Source organism: Streptomyces sp. NPDC003247 (genome assembly GCF_042888135.1).
In the GTDB taxonomy this organism is placed as follows: domain Bacteria; phylum Actinomycetota; class Actinomycetes; order Streptomycetales; family Streptomycetaceae; genus Streptomyces.
Window position 1 is genome coordinate 158,143 of record NZ_JBIAPF010000010.1, and the last position, 20,687, is coordinate 178,829.

A 20,687-nucleotide genomic window follows, 5' to 3' on the forward strand; every position below is an offset into this window, starting at 1 on the left:
CCACCGAACACGAAGGAGCCGGCATGGCCCGCCATCTGATCACCGTCGGCCAGGAGAACGGGTGCGACCACTCCACCATCGGCGCGGCGCTGGGCAGCGCCCGGCCCGGGGATGTCATCAGCGTCCGGCCGGGCAGCTACCGGGAGACCCTGGTGGTCACCAACCGGGTGACCATCGTCGCCGACGGACCGCGCGGCAGCGTCGAGATCGCGCCCGACAAGGGCGCCGCCGTCACCCTCGCCGCCGACGCCGTGATGCTCACCGATCTGGTGCTGCGGGGCGGGGAGGGCGAGCTGCCGGTGATCGACGCGGTCCGCGGGCAGGTCGCCCTGGACGGCTGCGAGGTGCTGGGGGCGGGCTGGACGGCCCTGCTGAGCCGGGGCAGCGGTTCGCTGGCGGTGCGGTCCTGCCGCATCACCAATCCGGTCGGCGCGGGGGTGGTGGAGGCGGGCACGACCGGCAGCGTCATCGAGAACTGCCTGATCGAGAACCTGGGCACCTCCGGTGTGGTGATCAGCGAGCAGGGACGCGCCGATGTGCGCAACTGCCGTATCCGGGACGCGCGCGGCAACGGCGTGCTGGCCAACGGCCGGTCCCGGGGGGTCCTGGAGGACTGCGAGATCACCGCGGCGGAGAAGCCGGGCCTCGCTCTCGAAGGCGGCACGGCGCTGCGGGTGGTGCGCACGACGCTGCACGAGTGCTCGGTCGGTGTCCATCTCGCCAGCTCCGCACGGACCGAGCTGTCCCATGTGCGGGTGCGCGGCGCGAGCAGCCACGGCTTCGTGGTCGCGGACCGGTCCGACCCGCAGCTGTCCTCCTGCGAGACCTCCGGCACCCGCGGCAGCGGGCTCTATGTCACCGGGCGCTCCCGCGGCTACTTCGTGAACTGCGCGTTCGACGCAGCCGAGGAGGCCGGAGTGTTCGTCGACGACTCCAGCACCCCCTCCTTCTCCGGCACCCGGGTGACCGACAGCAAGGGCGTGGGCGTCCGGCTGGAGGGCGAATCGGTCGCGGAGTTCGACCAGCTGGACGTCGTACGCGCGGGGGCGAACGGTGTGTCGCTCGGCACGGGGGCCAATCCGCTGCTGCGCCGGGCGCGGGTCACGGAGGCGCGCGGGGCGGGCATCCTGGTCGCCGGGAACGGCCGGGGCCGGTTCGAGGACTGCGAGGTCGGCGACTGCGCGGGGCACGCCCTGCGCGTCGAGGGCGGAGGCAGCCCCCATGTCGGGACGTCGGCGCTGCGCGGCGCGGGCCGGTCCGGGGTCTGCGTCGGCGGCGACGGACGGGTCACGCTGCGGGACTGCGAGATCTCCGGCTGCTCCGCCTCCGGGGCCGCCGTGGAACAGGACGGCGATCTGACCCTGATCCGCACCCGGGTACTGGGCAGCGGCGGCCACGGCGCCCTGATCGGCACCGGTGGCCGCTCGGTCCTGAAGGCGTCCGAGTTCAGCGGCAACGCCGGGGACGGCATCCGGATCGACACCGACCGCCCCGTCGAGGTCACCGACTGCACGGTGCGGTCCAACCGGGGAGCCGGCCTCAAGCGGGTCCCGTCCCGCGCCGACTTCACCCTCTCCGGTCTCACCAGCGTCGACAACAAGTCCCCCGACGAGGGCACCGACCCGGCCGCCGACCCGGCCGCCCCCGGCGACGGCACGGCGGACAGCGGCAACGGCGGTGGCGGGGGCGGCAAGGAGACCGGTCCGCCGGAGAACGCGCTGGTCGCGGAGTTGGACGCGCTCATCGGGCTCACCAACGTCAAGGAGCAGGTCAACATGCTCGTCAGCCTGGGCAAGCTCGCCCAGCGGCGAGCCCGACTGGGCATACCGGCCCCGCCGATGAGCCGGCACCTGGTCTTCGCGGGCCCGCCCGGCACCGGCAAGACCACCGTGGCCCGCCTCTACGGCGGCATCCTCGCGAGCCTGGACATGCTGTCCTCGGGGCACATCGTCGAGGTGTCGCGGGCCGACCTGGTCGCCCAGGTGATCGGCGGCACCGCGATCAAGACCACCGAGGTGTTCGAACAGGCCCTGGGCGGCGTCCTGTTCATCGACGAGGCGTACACCCTGCTCTCCGACAGCAAGGGCTCCGGCGCCGACTTCGGGCAGGAGGCCATCGACACCCTGGTGAAGCTGATCGAGGACCACCGGGACGACACGGTCGTCATCGTCGCCGGCTACCCCAGGGAGATGGAGGACTTCCTCGCCGCCAACCCGGGCCTCGCCTCCCGCTTCACCCGGACCATCGAGTTCGAGAACTACTCCGTGGACGAACTCGTCACCATCACCGAGTCCATGTGCGCGGGCCACCGCTATGTGATGGGCCCGCTCACCAAGGAGGCGCTGGGGCTGCGGTTCTCCCGGATGCGCCGGGACGCGACCTTCGGCAACGGCCGCGCCGCCCGGCAGGTCTTCGAGGAGATGGTCGACCGGCAGTCGCTGCGGCTGGCCACGCTGCCCGAGGCCAGCGAGGCGGATCTGATGCTGATGCTGCCCGAGGACGTCGGCGCCGACCTGGCCGAGGAGCTGCGCACGGAGGTGCGGAAGGAGCCCGGCGACTCCGACGCGCTCGCCCGGCTGCGCGCCATGACCGGTCTGTCGGCGGTCAAGCGCGAGGTCGGCGGCATCGTCGACCTGCTCACCACCTACCGGCAGCGGGCCGCGCTGGGCCTGCCCACTCCGGCGGTCAGCCACCACGCGGTGTTCTCCGGCCCGCCCGGCACCGGCAAGACCACCGTGGCCCGGCTCTACGCCGACCTGCTGAAGTCCTTCGGGGTCCTGTCCCGGGGCCAGCTCGTCGAGGTCGCCAGGGCCGATCTGGTCGGCCGGTACATCGGGCACACCGCGCAGCTGACCACCGAGAAGTTCGAGGAGGCCGTCGGCGGTGTGCTGTTCGTCGACGAGGCGTACACCCTGACGCCCGAGAACGCGCCGCAGGACTTCGGCCGTGAGGCCGTGGACACCCTGCTGAAGCTGATGGAGGACCGCCGCGACGAGGTGGCCGTGATCGTCGCGGGCTACTCCGCGGAGATGGACCGCTTCCTCGCCTCCAACCCCGGGCTGGCCTCGCGCTTCTCCCGGCACGTCACCTTCGAGGACTACTCCACCGACGAACTGCTGTCGATCATGGAGGAGCAGGCGGCGACCGCGGGATACGTGTGCGCGCCCGCGACGGTGGCGGCGCTGCGTGCCCACATCGACGCCCTGCCCCGCACCCGGTCCTTCGGCAACGCGCGGCTGGCCCGCCAGATCCTGGAGACCATGATGACCCGTCAGGCGGGCCGGCTGTCCGCCCTGGCCACCCCGGACCTGGAGGCGCTCACCACACTCCTGCCGGACGACCTGCCGCAGGCGGCGCACGCCGTGCCGCCGGGCGCGGTGGCGTGACGGCGGCGATCGGTGCGGGCCGCTCGCCGGTACTCACCGGGCACCGGCGAGCGGCACGTCAGTGGTACGTACGTCAGTGGTACGTCAGTCCCGGCCCTCCCGGCGCAGCGCGTCCCGCAGCGCCACCCGTGAGGCGATGCCCAGCTTCGGATAGATCTGGTACAGGTGCGCGCCGACGGTCCGGTGCGAGATGAACAGGCGCTCGGCGATCTGCTTGTTCGTCAGCCCGGACGCGGCGAGCTCCGCGATCTCGCGTTCCTGCGCGGTCAGGGCCGGCCCGGTCCCGCCGTCCGGGTGCGGCATGCTCCGTCCCGCTGCCCGCAGTTCCTTGCGCGCGCGTTCCGCCCAGGCCACGGACTCCAGCCGCTCGAACGCCTTCAGCGCGGCGGTCAGCGGGATCTTCGACTCCGACAACGCCCGCGAGCGGCGCAGCCGTTCGCCGTACGCGAGCCGCACCCGCGCCAGTTCGAACGGCCACCGCTCCGCGTCCCGGGTGGCCAGCGCCTCCTCGAACAGCCGGACCGCGTCCGCGTCGTCGTCCGCCACCAGGGCCTCGGCGCAGCCGGCCAGCAGTGCGAGGCGGGGTGAGAGTCCGGCGACGTTCGTCTCGCGCAGCGCCCGCACATGCGCCCTCGCCCGGTCCCGCCGTCCCGTGCGCACCGCGGCCTCCACCAGCTCGAAGAACACCCACGAGGCGTGCGCGACGTACGGCGGGAAGCTGCCCGCGGGGCTGATGGAGGTGACGCGCCCGTACGCCGCGTCGAAGTCGCCGTCGGCGATGTCGGCGAGGGCGTGGACGTGCTGCGCGCAGTGGACGGCCTCCCGGATGCCGCGCGGTGACGCCCAGTTGATCATCGCGTCGGCGAGCGCGTGCGCGGTCCCGGTGTCTCCGCGGGAGGCCGTCACCATCCCCTTGGTGTACTGGGAGAACCAGGTGCAGACGGTGTAGCCGGACCTCGCGCAGAGCGTCAGCCCCTCCTCCGACAGCTCCAGGACCTCGGCCCAGCGGCCCCGGTGGTAGCCGTCCAGGCACAGATGCAGCAGCGCGCCGATGTGCCGGCGCACCGGGCCGCCCTCACGGCCCTGCCGCACCAGCCGCCAGGCCGCCTCGCGCACCGCCGCCAGCCGGTCCGGGTAGAGCGCGGCGGTGCCCACCCGGACGACGCGCGCCGGGTCGGTCTCCTTCAGCGCGCCGTCGATGATCTCGTCGAGTTCCCGGAGCGTCGCCGCGTCCGCGTGCGCCGGGTCGCCCCAGGTGCGGGCGGCGACCAGCAGCAGGGGCGGGGGCGCGGGACACAGCCGGGCGACGGCCCGGTAGTAGGGCTCCCACAGCTTCTCGTCGGCCCCGTAGTTGCAGAGCAGGAGCAGGAAGTGCAGGGCGTCGACGAGCGCGGGGTCCTCGGCGTCGTAGCCGTGGTCGCCCTCCTCGATGGCACCGACCAGGAGGCGATGGGCGGTGACCAGGTCGCCGTCGCTGTTCAGCACGAGCTGTACGGCGGCGTTCGCGGAGTTGAGGGAGGTGCCGTGGGCGGGATCCGCCCGCGAGGCGTCCTCCAGCAGCTCCGACGCGCTGTGCAGGGCGCCGATCGCCTCCGCGCCCACGTAGGCGGCCTCCGACAGGCGGCGGGCGCGGTCGGTGCCCCCCGGGCTGAGGTCGGCCGCGCGGGTGAGCGCCGCGATCGCGGCCACGGCGTCGCCGCGGCCCAGGATGCGCCGGGCCGCGCGTTCCAGCAGGAGGGCCACCTCCTCGTCGGGCTGGAGGGTGGCCTCGCCCAGGTGCCAGGCGCGCTGTTCCGGCTGGTCGACGAGAACCCGCGCCAGCGCGCGGTGGGCGGCGCGCCGGGCGCTGCTGGTGGCCGCGTCGACCACCGCCGACATGATCAGCGGGTGCCGGAACACCAGCCGGCGCGGGGACTGCGTCACCCGGATGAGCCCGTCCGCCTCGGCGGTGTCCAGGTCGCGCAGGTCCGGTTCGCCGTCCGTCTCCCGTGCGGCCGCCGACAGCACACCGAGGTCGCCGCTGCCGTCGAGGGTGGCGAGCAGCAGCAGGGTGCGGGCCGGGGCGGGCAGGGAGCGGACGCGGGAGACGAAGAGGGACCGGAGACGTTCGCCGAGCGGCAGGACCGGCGGCAAGACCTCCCGGGCCCGGCGCTGGTCCGCGCGCAGCGCGCCGGGGAGTTCGAGGAGGGCCAGCGGGTTGCCCTGCGCGGTGTCCAGAAGGCGCCGCCGCACCGGGTGCGCGAGGTCGGGGAAGCGGAGGTCGACCAGCCGGGCGGCGGAGTCGCGGTCCAGGGCGGGCAGTTCGTACGCCGTGAGCCCGGCGCCGTCGAAGAAGCTGTCCACGCCGGTGCGGGAGGCGGCGAGGAACCGGATGCGCTCGCCGGAGATCCGGCGCGCGAGGAAGCCGAAGACGGCGGCGCTCGCCCGGTCCACCCAGGGCAGGTCGTCCACGATCAGCAGGACGGGACCGTCCTCGGCCGCCGACCGCAGCAGGGCCAGCGTGGCGTTGCAGACGACCAGCCGTTCGGGCGGCGGGCCGGCACCGAAGCCGAGGGCGACCGTCATGGCCTCCCGGCCCGCGGTGCCGAGCCGGTCGAGCGCGCCGTGCAGGGGCAGCAGGATCTGGTTCAGCGCCGAGTAGCCGATGTCCGCCTCGAACTCGGCACCGGCCGCGCGCAGCACCCGCGTGCCGTTGTGCGCGGCGGCCGTGGCCACGGCGTCGAGCACCGTGGACTTGCCGACTCCGGGGTCCCCGGACAGCAGCAGGGCACCCCCGGTGTGGCGTTCGAACACACCGAGGATGTGTTCCAGGTCGTGCTCGCGTCCCACCAGGCGGTCGGCGTCCGCGGCGCGCGGCGGATCGGCGAACACCACGGGCGACACCCTTTCCCCGAAAACGCTCATTGTAGGAGCGCGGGGGTCCGCGCAGGGCACGGGAGCTGCCGTATCCGCCGGGTGCTCAGGACACCCAAGGTCTCAGGACACCCAAGGTCTCGAGCCATTCAGGGCCTCAGGACATTCAGGGCCTCAGGACATTCAGGGCCTCAGGACATTCAGGGCCTCAAGACATTCAGGGTCAAGACATTCAGGGCCTCAAGACGTGGACCATTTCTGGTTCTCCCCGCCGGAGCAGGACCACAGCTGGAGTCTGGTGCCGTTCGCCGTGCCGTTGTCGCGAACGTCCCCGCACTTGTCGCTGAAGCTGTTGGCGAGGTCGTTGCGAACGTTCAGCACGAAACGCTGGGCCGGGCTGCCGTCGCAGGAGGCGAGTTCGAGGTCCGTGCCGTCGGCGGTCGAGCCGCCCGCGAGCTGTACGCACATGCCCAGCGAGCGCATGGTCCCGTCGGTGAACGTCCAGTGCTGCGAGGCGGACTGGTTGCAGTCCCAGATCATCAGCTTCGCGCCCTGCACGGCCTTGCCACCCACGACGTCGACGCAGCGCCGCGAGGCGTGACTGTAGACGCCGACACCCGGTGTCGAGGGCGCCGTGCTCGTCGTCGTCCCGGCCTTCGCCTTCCGGGTGGCGGTCGTGGCCTCGTCCGGGGACGCGGAAGCGCTGGTCGACGCGCCGGCCGTGGACGAGGCGGACGAGGCGGACGCGGTGGGCTTCTCGGAGCCGTCGGGCTCCTTCCCGGGGTCGGCGCCCGACGTCTGTGCCGAGGGGGTCGACCCTCCGCCGAGCCCGTCGAAGGTGTCGGCGCCGAAGTCCACGGAGCGGGAGGACCCGGCGCGCTCGTCACCGTCGTCACCCTCGTCACCGCCGATCAGGCCCAGCGTGAGCACCGCGCTGCCCACCGCCAGCAGCCCCACGGCGCACACCACGCCGAGCGCGCCGCGCAGTCCCTCGCGCCGGGCCTTGGCGCCCTTGCCGGGGGTGGCGGCCGGTGCGGCGGGCGCGGGCGGTTCGAGGCGGTCCGGGTGCCGGTCCCGGTGGGGGCCGCCGGTTCCCCGCGCGCCGAGCGAGGAGATCTGGGAGAGCCGCGGTACGGAGGCGCCGCGCCCTGCCACATCGGGCGAACGGTCCTCGGCCCCGGGCACCGCCGGCGCCGGGTCCCCGGCCGTCGATCCGCCCTGTGCGGGTCCGGATCCGGGACTGACCTGCCTGGCGGTGCCCGGGACTCTCTTGGGGAGGTCCCCCGCGGACCGGGGCGTGGGTGGAGGGTTCATGGTGTCCTTTCCGGCGGAGCCGGGGCGTGCGTACGGGGAGTGCGGGGTGTGGTGAACGGCCGGTCCCTGCGAGGTCCTGCCGTGCCACACGTACGGCGGATGCCGGTGTTCCGGTTCATCCCCGGGACGTGTGTCTGGTGATACGTACCGGTCCGCGAGTGCGGGCTCAAATCGGCGCGTCGGACGGACCGTCGGAAATCGAGTTCATCCGCCCGGGCCCGCGGTGATCACCATCGGGCGCCGCTCGCCGCGTCCCGCGCGGACGGCCCGGGCCTCCGCGTGACACCTCTTCACATGTGCACACGTGTCATGAGAACCGCGGGTCGCCCGAGGGCCGGTGCGGGGATCTCCTTCGCGTGAGCGATACACGAACCGCAGGGCTCCCCCCATGGTCCCGCCGCGAGGCCGTTCGGCATGCTGGGACCCTGTGCCTCGACATCGTCGTCGTGGACGACGACCCCGGATTCCGCCGCATCGGTCAGGACGCTGCTGACGGCTCGGGGCCCGTGTGTCGTGGCGGAGTCCCAGGACGGCGCCTCGGTCCTGGCCGCGGTGCGGGCACATCGGCCCGACGGGCTGCTGCCGACGCGGATCCCAAAGGCCTGTTCGCCACGGCAGCGCCGCGATCACGGCGGGGGGCGAGGGCCTCGACCACGTCGAGGCCGGCCTGGCGCGGAATGGCGGCGATGCCTCCGCGCAGGAACGGCTGGTCTTACCCGAGCAGCGCCCGCAGTGGTTGGCTCATGGCGGCATCGTAGTGCTACAGATGTTCGTCGCGTGGCCGTCGGCCGAGCCGACGGGACATACGCCCGGCCGCGGGCCCGCACCCCACACGTTCCGGGCCGGGCGCGGGGCCCACGTATCCTCATGGGCATGGATGTCGCCCAGCCTCCCCGCAAGCGTGACGGTGCCGCGACGCGCGAGGCGATTCTCGCCGCGGCGGTGGTCGAGTTCACGGAGCACGGCTACACCAGGGCAGGGGTCCGGCAGATCGCCGAACGGGCCGGTGTGACGGCAATGATGATCAACCGCTACTTCGGCTCCAAGGACCGGCTTTTCGCCGAGGCGGTGGACCGGGCCTTCGGCCCGCCGACCGTGGTCGGGGACGAACGCGATGACCTGTCGCAGGCGATGGCCCGTGCGCTCGCCGAGCGCACGGGGCCCGGTGCCGCGACGCTCGACCCGTTCCTGCTGCTGCTGCGCTCGGCGCAGGACCCCGAGGCGACGGACATCCTTCGGCGGGGCATCGAGACGCATGTCGGTGCCCGGCTGGCCGGGCTGCTGAGGGGCCCCGAGACGGAGGTGCGGGCCCAGTTGGGCCTCGCGCTGGTCGCCGGGACGTGGCTGCTGCGTACCGTCGTGGGCACCACCGCCCTCGCCGAGGCGGACGACGGCGCCCTCGCGGACCTGCTGACGGCCATGCTCCGACCGCTCACCGACGAGGCGGACTCCACCGGTACGGACGCCACCGGTACGGACGCCGCGCCGTCGAAGTGAGGCGACCGCGGCGGGTTCAGAAGGCGGAGCGGATGAGCCCGCCGTCGACGCGGATGGTGGCACCGCTGATGTACTGGGCGTAGTCGCTGCACAGGTACGCCACCGCTCCCGCGATCTCCTCGGGCTCGCCGAAGCGTTCCTGGTCGTTGGGGATGAGGGCGTCGACGGCGTTGGGCCGGATCTCCTCCCAGGTGTCGCCCCAGCCGCGGGCGGGGCCGATCTGGGTGACGAGTTCCTTGGTGGCCTCGACGAGGATGGCTCCGGGCGAGACCACGTTCGAGGTGACTCCGGTCCCCTTCAGGTCGCGGGCCAGGGAGACGGCGAGGTTGTGCCGCGCTGCCAGGGTCGCGTTGTACTGCGGGTGGGTGTTCATCGGCTGGGAGGCGAGGCCGCCGCCGATGGTGACGACCCGGCCCCAGCCGCGCTCCCGCATCGCCGGGACGAGGTGCCGGATCATGCGCACCCCCGAGACCACGTTGACGTTGTAGGTGTCACGCCACTCGTCGGGGGTCGCCTCCGCCCAGGACAGATGCCGGTAGAAACCGGCGTTGTTGACGAGGATGTCGACCGGCCCGTCGGCGAGGGCCGCGCGGGCGACCTCGGCGGCGGCCTCGTCGTCGGCCAGGTCGCCCAGGACGGTGGCAGCGCTGCCACCGTCCTCGCGGATCTCCCGGGCGACCTTCTCCGCGCGCTCCTTGTCCCGGCCGTGGACCAGGACCGTGGCGCCCTCGGCCGCCAGCAGCTTCGCGGTGGCCTCACCGAGTCCGAGACTCGACCCCGTGACGAGTGCGCGCTTTCCGGTCAGGTTCAGGTTCATGTGTTCCGTGTCCTTCTCTAGGTCCTCCCCGCGCCGCGACGGCCGGGGAGATGTGTCGCCACCGCTAAGTATACAGCTGTAGACGTCTAGCGCTCGGATGGCGCCGGAGCGGCGTCCGGGCGGGGCTCGCGCCGGTGACGGGGCGGGGTGTGTGGGGTGTGTGGGGTGTGTGCCCTACAACGGCCCGGGAGGCCCCGAGGGAAGGGCGAGGGAGCGCACGACAGACCTCGGGAACCGAGGAGTTCCACCGACAGCACGACAACGCCACTCTGCGGCGACCGCCCGCAGCCGACGAACGGGAACCGGACATGGCACAGCCGCAAGCACCCCGCGACGGGGCCGGTCACGCGCCGACCCGCGCCGGTGCCCACGTGCCCGCCCACCCGGACGGAGGCCTGACCGGGCTCTTCGACCGGCCGCTCCCGGAGGAGCCCGCTCAGGCCCGGATCGGGATCTGGATCCGGATCCGGATCCGGATCGTGGTACCGACGCCGGGCGGGGAGTCGATGGCGAGCTTGCCGTTGAAGGCCGCCACCCGGTCCGTCAGCCCGGTCATCCCACTGCCGGCACTGGCCTTCCCCACACACCGCCCAACCCGTCGTCGCCGACCCTGATCCGGGGGTTGAGGAACATCGGAACGAAAACCGGCGCTAAGCCTCCCGCGCACCTGAGAGAGCTTTGACCTGGACCTCTTCGAGGGCGGCTGGAGTACACGGAGTTCGCCGAGGCGGAAGCCGAGTTGCGGGTGTGGGTGGACGCGCGAGCGTGGACGACCGGGGAGGGCCCGAAGGCGTTGTTCGACGCGGCGGTGGGGTGGCTGCGCGAGCGGCGGGTGCTGCTGCCCGGCGTGACGACGCTCGCCCGGCTGGTGGCATCGGTGCGGGAGGCGGCGAACCAGCGGCTGTGGGACAGCCTCTACGGGCTGCTGAGCACCGGTCAGCGGGCGGTGCTCGACTCCCTGCTGACCGTGCCGCCCGGCGCGCGGGTATCGGAGCTGGACCGGCTGCGGCGCGGCCCGGTGCGGATATCCGGGCCCCAGATGAAGTGGGCGCTTGAGCGGGCGGCGGAGATCGACGCGTTCGGGATGGGCAAGCTGGACGTGTCCGGGATACCGCCGCGGCGACTGGCAGAGCTGTCGCGGTACGGCGTGGACGGCAAGGCGTCCCTGCTGCGACGCCACGGCGACTCGCGGCGCCTGGCCACCCTGCTGGCCACCGCGGTCTACCTGACGAGCAGGGCGGTCGACGACGCGCTGGATCTGCTGGAGGTGCTGATCGCGACGAAGCTGCTCGCGCGGGCGAGCGGGAGACGGCGAAGCGGAAGCTGAAGACGCTGCCGAGGATGGAGCGGGCCGGGATCAGGCTGGCGACCGCGTTCCGGGTCGTGTTCGACACCACGAGCGAGCAGGTCGACACCGAGTCCGGGGAGATCAGTCCGCCGGAGGTGGCGACGCTGACGGCGATGTGGGAGCGTATCGAGGAGGTGGTGCCGCGCGAGGAACTGGCCGCCGCGATCGCCGCGCCCACCCCGCTCGGGGACGCGACCGCGCACTACGGGCGGATCGCCAACCCCCTGCACATCCTGCGGCTGGCCGACGAGCCCGGCTACCGCCGCCAGATCAAGGCGCAGGCCAACCTCCAGGAGGGCCGCCACGCGCTTGCCCGGAAGATCTTCCACGGCCGCTCGGGGCAGCTCTACCAGCGCTACCAGGACGGCATGGAGGACCAGATCGGCGCGCTCGGCCTGGTCCTCAACGCCGTCGTCCTCTTCAACACCCGTTACATGGACGCCGCGGTGAACCAGCTGCGGGCGGACGGCTTCGACGTCCTCGTCGCGGACGTCGCCCGCCTCTCCCCGTTCGTCCGGCAGCACATCAACATGCTCGGCCGGTACTCGTCCAAACTGCCCGAGCTGCCCGGCGGGATGCGCCCGCTGCGCGATCCGGACGCCGCCGACGACGAGTAACGCTGGTCGGGCCGGTCAGCGGGCGAGGGCCCCGGGAGAGACGCGGGTGCAGCGGGCGGGGCCAGCGGCCGAGGAGTGCGCGGAACAGAGCCAGAGCAGCACTCACGTGTGATCCGGCCGAGGAGGCGCGGCCGCCTGTCGTCTACCGGACTTTCGTATAGGCGCGGATCTGTTCGGCCAGCCGCGCGAGTTCGGCAGCTGCCGCGGGCGAGGCGTCGCTGAGTCCGCTGTGTACGGCCGTCGGGCTTCGCAGGAAGCGTCGCAGCGTGGCCACGAGCAGACCTTCCGGCAGGGTCCGCAATGCAGCGAACCCGCGAGGGGCCGGCGGCGTCGGCATGGCGGCCAGGTTCTGCCGCATGAGGCGGAGCATGCCGCGGACAGCGTCCGGATCGTCGGCAAGCGCTACCGGTCCGCCCGCCGTGTGCACCGCCTGCCCGAGTGGCACCTCGAACGCCGCGTGCGTCTTGAGCCAGGCATCCATCTTCGGCTCGGTCTTGGCGTTGATCCCGGTGGCGCGGAACGTCCGCACGATCCGTGCGAGTCGCGGGGTGGTCCGGCCGTCGGGTTCGCCGATCGGCATCGCAACCCGGCGGGTCATGAAGTTGGTCGCGCGGTAGCGGACCACGTCGCCGTCCATCGTGCCGCCGGCCATGCCGAAGCCGAGCAGCACCCGCTCGTGGCCGATCACCGCGCCCAGCGGCTCCGGGCCGGCCGCCCAGTTGTGCAGGAACAGCACGTCGCCTTCGAGACCGGCGAGTGACTCCAGCACAGCGTCCACCTGATGGGTGCGGACGAAGACCGCGATCAGGTCGTACCCGCCGGCCGGGTGCTCGACCACCGGCACCGGTACCCGCCTGATGGCCGGGCTGTCTGCCTCGGCGAGCTGCACGCCGTGTCGGCGCAGGGCGGCCAGGCGCTTGCCCCGAGCGAGGAGCGCAACGTCGTGCCCGGCCTCATGCAGGCGGGCGGCGAACAGGCTGCCGAGAACCCCGGCGCCGTACACGAGCAGTTTCATGACAACCTTTTTCGCACGTTCGTTTCAGTCATACGTTCGTTTGAATCAAACGTCTGTAGTGTATGCAGGCATGGCGCCACCTGACACCCGCACTCAGATCCTCGACGCGGCCGAACGCCTCTTCGCCGAGCGCGGTTACCGCGGCACCTCGGTCCGCGCGATCACCGACCTCGCCGGAGCGAACCTGGCCGCAGTCGGGTATCACTTCGGCTCGAAGGCGGAACTCCTGGCCGCGGTCGCCCGCCGCGTGATCGAGCCCATCAACGCCGCGCAGTGCGCAGGGCTCGACCGACTGCTCGCGAGGACTCCGGACCCTGCGGTCACCGAACTGGTGGAGGCATTCGCGGGGCCGCTGTTCGACGAGATGGCGGCCGGTGACGAGGGCGGTGCCCAGACATCCCGGCTGATCGTGACGATCCTCAGCGACCCGGCCGAGGAGGTGCGCAGCTGGACCGGTCCGGCCGAGGACACGGTCCGTGAGCGCTACCTGGCGGCCTTCAGGCGCGCACTGCCCGGCCTTTCCCCGGAGGAACTGCGGTTCCGGATGCGGGGGATCCTCGCCGTGGCGGCCGTGGACCGCGTCGAGGTCCACCAGCAGCGCTCCCCGGCCTGCCTGTCCCCGGTAGCGGGCGAGGCAGCCCGGCACTGGGCGATCACGTTCCTGACGGCAGCGATGAGCGCACCACCGACGGCGGCCTGACAACTCGGGACGGCCGCGGCCAATCGGCGATGTCGCCGGTCGGCCGGGAGGCGGGCCAGGCGGCCGGCGTCTGCTCGGCATCTTTGTCAGGCAGAGGCAGACGGAAGTTGATCGCACGGGCCTGCGTGTCGAGGTCAGCGCCTGCTGTCGTCGGGTGCGAGCAGGCTGGTGACCTCGGCGATCGCCTCCGCCGAGGGACGGAAGTACTTCCTCACGTTCTCAGGCTTCGTGTGCCGCGACTTGGCCATGAGCATCGGCAGGCTGGCCCCGGCTTCACCGAGGTATGTGAGGCCAGAATGACGGTACTCGTGCAGGTCCCAGCCTGTCCCCGGCACACCGCCGAGCGAGGTGTGGGCGTCGAGCAGAGCTCGGGCCTGGCCGTATGACAGCCGGACAAGCCCGGTGTCGGGGCAGACATCGCGCGGACCGACGGCCTTGGGGAAGACTTCAGACGGGTCCGGTCGCCGACGATCCGTCAGCCGCCCACCAGGGCCGATCGAGGCTTAGCACCGGGTTTCGCTCCGATGTTCCTCAACCCCCGATCCGCAACACGTCGAGCGACACACCACAGACAGCCATTCAACGAAGCGGTCGCAGCGTTCTACGTGCAGGCCTCGGGCGGGCTGGGAACGCTGCACGCGCCCGTGCTGTCGCTGGCGGCCGGCGACGCCGAGCGGCCCGGACTGCTCGGCTACATCAACGGGCCGCCGTCCATGCCATCCACGCCGCCAGGCCCTCGGCCGCCTTCCCGACGGGTCGTTTCCTGCTCGCTCTCACGCCCAGGGTCTACGCGGGAACCGGCGTCCAGGCCGTCCACCCCGATCGGTGACGAGCACGCGCACGCGGCCGTCAGTATGGCGCGGCCTTCGCTCCGGCCCGTGCCGCTAGGGCGTGTATCAAATGTGCTGGTCACAGCCACTCGTTGATGGCTGCGACGAGGACGGTCGCCTCGTAGCGGACCGCGAGCTTGTCGTAGCGCGTCGCCACGGCGCGGTGTCTTTTGAGGCGGTTGATCCCGCACTCGACCGCATGCCGAGCCTTGTAATCCTCGGCGTCGAACTTGGGCGGCCGGCCACCGCGAGAGCCGCGATTCTTGCGGTGGGCCGCCTGGTCAGCCTTGTCCGGGATGGTGCATCGGATTCCGCGTCGTCGCAGGTAGGCGCGGTTCTTGCGGGACGCGTACGCCTTGTCTGCACGGACCCGGTTGGGCCGGGTCCGCGGCCGTCCGGCGCCCGGGCGGGCGACACGGACCTTCTTCAGGACAGGTTCGAACTGCGGGGAGTCACCGCGCTGTCCAGCCGTGATCACGACGGCCATCGGCTTCTGGCCCTGCTCGACGGCCAGGTGGAGCTTGGTGGTCAGACCGCCGCGCGAGCGCCCGAGGCCGTGGTCGTCCGGCTCGACGGTGATCCCGCCGGGCGGCTCCTTCTGCAGGTCCCCCTTTTCCGCGCCCCGGCAGCGTGCTGGTGGGCCCGGCATACGGTGGAATCGATGTTGAGGTCCCAGGTGATGAGATCCTTGGCATCGGCCTGGGTCTGCAGCTCGCTGAAGATCCGCTGCCAAGTGCCGTCCCGCTGCCAACGGCGGAACAGGTCGTACGACCTGGCCCAGGGCCCGTATCGCTCTGGCACATCCCGCCACGGGACGCCGGTGCGTGTACGGAACCGTATGCCGTCGATCAGCTGCCGCCGACTCCACCTCGGTGGACGTCCGGGTTTCCTGCCCTTGGGCAACAACGACTCCAACCGGCCCCACTGCGTATCCGTCAGATCTCCACGTGCCACCCGGTGATCATTACAGACCGTGATCTACTTCTGGTCATCGAGTCGATCACCGGAAAGCCAAGGTCATGACCAACCACTGCTGCGAAGCGATGAGCCGCTGCGTGAACATGAACTGCGACCAGCACAGCGACCCCTTCGCCTGCCCGGACACACTGATCAACTTCAGCACCAAGTTCCAGGAGTACGGGCTGATCATCCACGACGGCGGCACGTCGAGCATCACCATCGACTTCTGTCCCTGGTGCGGACGGCGCCTCCCCGAGTCACAGCGGGATCGATGGTTCGACGAGCTGGAACGCCGCGGCATCGATCCGGGGGAGGACGAAGTCCCCGCCGAATTCCAGGACGACCGCTGGCTCGCCCTCCTGCCTCGGGACTGACGGACCAACAGCCTCCCAAGCCACTTCCGATACACGCCCTAGCCGCCGCGCGAGCATTCGCAGCACCACTGAGCCTCACCGGCAACACGAGCGAGGCTCGGCGGCTGCTCACCGTCACGGCCGCAGCCGGCGCTCGTCGGATGCCGTTCAACCTGGACGACGCGAGGTACTCGCACTGTCCTCCGCCTACGCCGTCACCCGCGTCACGGGGGTGCGGGAGCGCCGTGGCGACAGACCTTGCCTGGAGGTCATGAGAAACGGTCCTGCGGAGCGCTCCTCATGTACGTGACGTACATGAGGAGCGCTCCGCAGGACGTCACGTTGCGCGGCGGAGGGGGACGACGATGTTTTCACCCAGCCGCCTGGGGTCGAGCCGGTAGTACTTGATGTGGCCGATTCTCTCTGTCTCCTGGAGCCAGCCGGCCTCGATGACCTGCTTGCGGGTGCGGGAGAAGACGGTAGGTGCCATACCGACGAGCTGGGCCAGGTTGGCGGCCGTCTCGAGGACGGCGCCGGACCGGTCAGTCGGGTGCAGGGCGTACAGCATGACGACGAGGCGCTGGTTGGCGGTCATGCCTGCCGTCTTCTCGAGCAGTTCGAGGTTCTTGTGCTTCTCGTCGTTGCTGATCACTGGGCCTCCCACCGCGCAGGGGCGTTCTCGTTGAATCCGGGGATGTCCGGCGGGTTGCACGTCTTCACCGCTTCACGCTGCTCGATACCCGTTCCGTGGAAGGCGATGTACGGGCTGATCCGGTAGAAGTTGTAGTTGCCGATGCGTCCTCGAACGATGAGGATGCGGTGTTTGGCCAACTTCCTGTTGATCTTCCCGACAGCGTCGGTGGACATCCCGACCCGCTTGGCGATGTCCGCGCCGGTGGCCCTCAGCGGCTCCATGCCCTCGGGCGAGACCCCGATCCACCACAGGACGAGGAACTTCTGGCTGGGCGTGAACGCCTTGGACTCGGTGATCGCTTCGACGCGCGCCTTGTCGACCTGGGTATGTCTGCCCGAGAAGGCGTACGGCGCATAGGGGACCGGCTCGCCTGTGTCGGCGTCGACCAGCCTGCGTACTGCTCCCAACGGGCCCTCCGAGCAGGGGGTGTGGCGGATGGTTCATGAGGACGGCTTCAGGGCCGACCAGATGAACTTAACGTACATGAGCAAGAAGTCAATCAGCTCCGCCTGCCTGCCGTGTCGCTTGCTCCCCTGCTGCGGGCAGTCCGCGCCGCGCACCGATCGCTCCGACGGGCAGTCATGTACGTGAGGTCAATGTGGCGCTGCTGAGGGATCGTGGTACCCAGACCGAGGAATCGTGGTGGCGGATCGCTCAGCCGCTGTCCCAGTCCGGTGAGGCAGGGTGTGCGATCGGTGAGACCGTGCAGCACGACCCCAGGATCTGGGCACTCAGGTCCACGGATCGCTCTCCACGGTCGTAGGAACTGCCTGCCAGTTCCTACGATCTTGGCGGATCGGCATGTCTTCGCAGGTCAGATGCGCTTTGGCGGGTGCGCTCTCTTCCCTTACGCAGGAGGCCGCCACCCCAGCCGGGCAGGAACCCACAACCGCACCTGCCCGCCCACCTCAGCCGTCGGCACGCTCGCCCCTCCCTATCTCGGGGCAGCACTCAACGGGGGAACGAACGGACCTGAGCCCCCGGCAGCAACCTGTCCTGGCCGTCAGCCGACACCGAACCCTTCCTCACCGCTGCCATCCGGTTACCGGCCTCTGCACCCGCACACGACCCCGCCGCTTTCCGGCGCGCACGGTCCACGCCACGACGAAACGGATTCGCGCCGGGAAGTGGCGGGGCAGCGGGGTCCAGGGGCCGGCGAAGGCCCCTGGTACCACGCTGCCCCGCCACACCCCAGTACTCCCCCCGACCGGCGGTCCCGCGTCGAGGGAAGTTCCTGCGGCCTTGGGGGTATGTAAGGCGCGCCGGAACACCGACGTGTGCCACCTGGAGAGCTCTGGTCCACGCCCACTTCGTCGTCAGTGCCAGTGACAGCGTTGAATTACCGCAGACAGATTCTCGGTTGACGCGAGGGACAGATGGCAAGCTCACCCCGAGGTTGACTGGGAGCAGCTGCGCGCGGTGGAGAAAGGCCGGCGCTTCCCGCTCGCACGCGGCACTTGACAGCTGGCTACGCTCGTGCGGCCATGGGCTCCATGGGGGAAGTCGTAACTGTCAGCGTCGCTGTTGCTGGCACTCCGCTGGGCGCGCTCCTCACTCATCTCTTCCAGCGGCGAGCAGTGCTTGAGGCCGATCAGGCAGCGCGGGACCGGGACCTGCGCCTGGAACGGATCAACGCCTACAGCCAATACGCGGCCGCGGTCATCGTGGCAGCCAACGCTGAGTTGCGGCGCTGGCACTACAGGCAGAAACCGCCGGAAGAGTTCGAAGCGGCGCGCCTTCACCTGTTCGACCGGCGAAGCGAAGCGAGGCAGGCCATGGATCGCGTTCTCCTCCTCACCAGCGATCCACGCGTGCACCGTCTCACCGAAGAAGCTTTCGATGCGGCCCGCCGTATCTACAACGCTGCCACTCCCGAGGAATCGGAGGAGCTGACCCGCCTATGTCGGGTCGCGGTCACGGCGTTCGTCGACGCCACCCGCGATGAGATCCGGTAGGCCGCTGAGGTTCGTCCTTCCGTTTGTGGCGACCTCCGCCTCCGGATGTGGCGTGCCGAGGGGGAAGGCAGGGGCGCCAGAAGGGGTCCGACATTGATGGCAGTCGGTCCGACATCAGTGTCAGAGGACACCGGCGCAGAGCTCGGAGACGATCGCGAACGAGGTCGTCACCATCGGCACCGCAATGGTCGGCGGCATCGCCGCGTGCGTGGTCTGGCCGTGCGCCATGCCGTTGCGGATCTGCCGGCCGTAGTCGAGGTACTCCGCCTGCCGGGCCGTCAGGATCCCGTCGTCGGGGCCCTGCTTGATGAGGTGGTGCAGCGGCTACGTGCCCGCGTCGGGGATGCGGTCGCGCAGCACGATCTCCACCGCGATCAGGGAGTGCATGACCGCCACGGTGGAGAACTCATAGCAGTAGTACGACTGGCGCAGCAGCTCGCGGGCCGTACGCAGGACGGTCGCCGCGGCCTCGGGCACGTCGGCGGGCACGACCAGGTCCTCAACGAGGTCGTGCATGTCGGCGTAGCCGGCGGCGAAGAGGTGTGCGCGTTCGTCCGGAACCGGGAACGGCAGCCGCTGCGTGGTCATCCCCGCAGTCTCCCAGCGGCGCGGCCCGGGCGGCAGCGGCTTTTCCTCGGGGCGTCGCTTAGCGTGCCGGGACGGAGATTTCGCCTTGCCTAAGAGGATGTCTCACGTGGCGTAATGTCTGTGCGGCATGATGCCGGTCGTGGGTGCTGATCTGTCACGGCGGCTGGTTCCTGATGAACTCTGGGAGCTGGTCGCCCCGTTGCTGCCGTCGTTCGCTGCTCGTCCGCAGGGCGGCGGGACCGCTCCGTGCGACGAGCGGGCCGTGTTCACTGCGGTGGTGTACGTGCTGACCAGCGGTTGCGCCTGGCGGCATCTGCCGCCGGCGTTCGGAACGTCTCCCGCGACGGCGCATCGCCGGTTCACAGTGTGGACCGAGGCGGGCCTGTGGCGCCGACTCCACCGGGCGGTACTGGATGAACTCGGTGCCAGAGGCGAGGTGGACTGGACCTCGGCGATCGTCGACGCGGCCTCCGTCCGGGCGAAAAGGGGGGCACCCTGACCGGTCCGAATCCGGTTGATCGCGGCAAGAAGGGCAGCAAACTGCACGTCCTGTCCGATGCTCAGGGCATCCCGCTAGCCGTTGCGGTGTCCGGGGCGAACCTGCACGACAGCCAGGCGTTCAAGCCGCTAATCCTGGCGATACCCGCTGTCCGCTCCAGGCGCGGACCGCGCCGGCGGCGACCGGTCAAGGTCCGCGCCGACAAGGCGTATTTCTCCGCCGGCCACCTCGCCTGGCTCCGCAGTCGGGGCCTGATCCCGCGGATCGCCCGCCCGGGAATCGGGTCCGGCGAGCGGCTCGGGCGGCACCGCTAGAAGATCGAACGGTCGATCGCCTGGCTGTTCGGCTACCGCCGACTCGCCGTGCGATACGAACGAAAGGGTTCCCACTTCCTTGCTTTCCTCGGCCTCGCAGCCGCCCTGACCTGCTACAAGAAACTCGCAAAGCTCGCCACGTGAGACACCTTCTAAATGGGCGGAATGCGCCCCCTCGTAGAACGGAGCAGGCGGCAGGGCGAGGCTGCCCCAGCGGTCCTGGAAGGCCGCGGCCCGGTGATCTCCGCAGCGGGAATCTCGCACTCGATCCACGCGTCGCAGTGACGCCGGATGTCCTGCCGGGGGACATGGATGCCGTCCACCTCGATGAACCTCCGGGCCCGGCGGCTCAGGCCGACAGGTGCGACTGGAATCGGTGATACCGGATTGTCGGTCATCATCGCTACTCACCACCGCTGACATGAAGTACGGCCGCCGCGATCTCCCGCACGCGGTCCAGAGTGATCCCCGTACGCTGTTCAACGGCGAGGGGATGATCGGTGGGCTCAAGCTCGACGTAGGGGCGTTCACCGACCGGGCGGGTGTGGACGTGCGTTTTCAGGTTGAGGGTCGTGGGCGAGTAGACCGGCAGGTCGGTGGTGAGCCAGCCGAAGTACGGCTGCTCCGCCTCGCGGTCGGGCCTGTCCCACAGATCTGCAGCCCGGGAGAAGTTCTCACGGCTGAGCGAGACCCAGACCCCCCCAGGAAAACACCTCGTCGCTGTCGATGACCGGTATCTCGATCAGGCCCTTGACGAAGTAGTGCTGCCCGCGGACCACGCACTGGTCCGATGAGAGCAGGCAGTCGTCGGCGCCGACGAAGGCCGGATCCCACACGGCCGGGGCCTCGGCCGTGTAGTTCATCGGCAGTTCAAGGTGCTGGGCCCCGCAGCACGTGCAGGTGAAACCGAGTTCACTGGTCATGGCGGTGGAGCTTAGCGACAGGCG

13 protein-coding genes and 4 pseudogenes are annotated in these 20,687 nt (G+C 70.9%); 7 read left to right on the top strand and 10 right to left on the bottom strand.

What is annotated here, in order from left to right:
* Window positions 1–23: 23 nt before the first annotated feature.
* Window positions 24–3,386: a right-handed parallel beta-helix repeat-containing protein gene (locus ACFYWQ_RS30530; protein WP_389520781.1), complete on the top strand. Its 3,363-nt coding sequence runs from the start codon at window positions 24–26 to the stop codon at window positions 3,384–3,386.
* An 84-nt stretch (window positions 3,387–3,470) separates the two neighbouring features.
* Here ACFYWQ_RS30530 and ACFYWQ_RS30535 read toward each other — a convergent pair whose 3' ends face one another.
* Window positions 3,471–6,260 carry an AAA family ATPase gene (locus tag ACFYWQ_RS30535; RefSeq protein WP_389520783.1) on the bottom strand — a complete coding sequence of 930 codons (2,790 nt, stop codon included), beginning with the start codon at window positions 6,258–6,260 and terminating at the stop codon, window positions 3,471–3,473.
* A gap of 219 nt (window positions 6,261–6,479) precedes the next feature.
* Window positions 6,480–7,394, bottom strand: coding sequence for a ricin-type beta-trefoil lectin domain protein (locus ACFYWQ_RS30540; RefSeq protein WP_389520785.1), 915 nt, complete (start codon window positions 7,392–7,394; stop codon window positions 6,480–6,482).
* A gap of 1,032 nt (window positions 7,395–8,426) precedes the next feature.
* Here ACFYWQ_RS30540 and ACFYWQ_RS30545 point away from each other — a divergent pair.
* Complete coding sequence (locus tag ACFYWQ_RS30545) at window positions 8,427–9,050, top strand: TetR/AcrR family transcriptional regulator (RefSeq protein WP_389520786.1); 624 nt, start codon at window positions 8,427–8,429, stop codon at window positions 9,048–9,050.
* Between the two features lie 16 nt (window positions 9,051–9,066).
* Here the strand turns inward: ACFYWQ_RS30545 and ACFYWQ_RS30550 are convergent, their stop codons facing one another.
* A complete protein-coding gene (locus ACFYWQ_RS30550) occupies window positions 9,067–9,867 on the bottom strand; it encodes an SDR family NAD(P)-dependent oxidoreductase (protein WP_389520788.1) in 801 nt (266 codons plus the stop codon).
* A gap of 709 nt (window positions 9,868–10,576) precedes the next feature.
* Between ACFYWQ_RS30550 and ACFYWQ_RS30555 the strand changes: the two are divergent.
* Window positions 10,577–11,832, top strand: a pseudogene (locus tag ACFYWQ_RS30555) (Tn3 family transposase); the annotation flags it as partial.
* 142 nt (window positions 11,833–11,974) lie between these two features.
* Here the strand turns inward: ACFYWQ_RS30555 and ACFYWQ_RS30560 are convergent.
* On the bottom strand, window positions 11,975–12,847 hold the full coding sequence (locus ACFYWQ_RS30560) for a ketopantoate reductase family protein (RefSeq protein ID WP_389520790.1): 873 nt from the start codon (window positions 12,845–12,847) through the stop codon (window positions 11,975–11,977).
* Window positions 12,848–12,917: 70 nt separating this feature from the next.
* Between ACFYWQ_RS30560 and ACFYWQ_RS30565 the strand changes: the two genes are divergently transcribed.
* Complete coding sequence (locus tag ACFYWQ_RS30565; RefSeq protein WP_389520791.1) at window positions 12,918–13,547, top strand: TetR/AcrR family transcriptional regulator; 630 nt, start codon at window positions 12,918–12,920, stop codon at window positions 13,545–13,547.
* 134 nt (window positions 13,548–13,681) lie between these two features.
* Here ACFYWQ_RS30565 and ACFYWQ_RS30570 read toward each other — a convergent pair.
* Window positions 13,682–14,014, bottom strand: a pseudogene (locus ACFYWQ_RS30570) (site-specific integrase); the annotation flags it as partial.
* A 442-nt stretch (window positions 14,015–14,456) separates the two neighbouring features.
* Window positions 14,457–15,331 (bottom strand): IS5 family transposase gene (locus ACFYWQ_RS30575; protein ID WP_389520792.1). Its coding sequence is split into 2 segments (ribosomal slippage): window positions 14,457–14,941 and window positions 14,941–15,331, totalling 876 coding nucleotides; the frame shifts between segments, so codons are not numbered across the junction.
* Window positions 15,332–15,396: 65 nt separating this feature from the next.
* Here ACFYWQ_RS30575 and ACFYWQ_RS30580 point away from each other — a divergent pair.
* Window positions 15,397–15,711 (top strand): DUF6980 family protein, encoded by a 315-nt coding sequence (locus tag ACFYWQ_RS30580; RefSeq protein WP_389520794.1) that lies wholly within the window; start codon window positions 15,397–15,399, stop codon window positions 15,709–15,711.
* A 316-nt stretch (window positions 15,712–16,027) separates the two neighbouring features.
* Here the strand turns inward: ACFYWQ_RS30580 and ACFYWQ_RS30585 are convergent, their stop codons facing one another.
* A complete protein-coding gene (locus tag ACFYWQ_RS30585) occupies window positions 16,028–16,285 on the bottom strand; it encodes a replication initiation protein, RepL2 (RefSeq protein ID WP_389521088.1) in 258 nt (85 codons plus the stop codon).
* A gap of 53 nt (window positions 16,286–16,338) precedes the next feature.
* The gene (locus ACFYWQ_RS30590; RefSeq protein ID WP_389520796.1) at window positions 16,339–16,791 is read right to left on the bottom strand and encodes a MarR family transcriptional regulator; all 453 of its coding nucleotides are present in this window, start codon (window positions 16,789–16,791) and stop codon (window positions 16,339–16,341) included.
* A 1,086-nt stretch (window positions 16,792–17,877) separates the two neighbouring features.
* Between ACFYWQ_RS30590 and ACFYWQ_RS30595 the strand changes: the two genes are divergently transcribed.
* On the top strand, window positions 17,878–18,339 hold the full coding sequence (locus ACFYWQ_RS30595; RefSeq protein WP_389520798.1) for a hypothetical protein: 462 nt from the start codon (window positions 17,878–17,880) through the stop codon (window positions 18,337–18,339).
* A gap of 324 nt (window positions 18,340–18,663) precedes the next feature.
* Here ACFYWQ_RS30595 and ACFYWQ_RS30600 read toward each other — a convergent pair whose 3' ends face one another.
* Window positions 18,664–18,927: a hypothetical protein gene (locus tag ACFYWQ_RS30600; RefSeq protein ID WP_389520799.1), complete on the bottom strand. Its 264-nt coding sequence runs from the start codon at window positions 18,925–18,927 to the stop codon at window positions 18,664–18,666.
* Window positions 18,928–19,066: 139 nt separating this feature from the next.
* On the opposite strand from ACFYWQ_RS30600, the pseudogene ACFYWQ_RS30605 reads away from it, so the two are divergent.
* Window positions 19,067–19,884 (top strand): annotated as a pseudogene (locus ACFYWQ_RS30605) (IS5 family transposase).
* A 259-nt stretch (window positions 19,885–20,143) separates the two neighbouring features.
* Here ACFYWQ_RS30605 and ACFYWQ_RS30610 read toward each other — a convergent pair.
* A pseudogene (locus ACFYWQ_RS30610) lies at window positions 20,144–20,603 on the bottom strand (DUF2199 domain-containing protein).
* Window positions 20,604–20,687 lie beyond the last annotated feature (84 nt).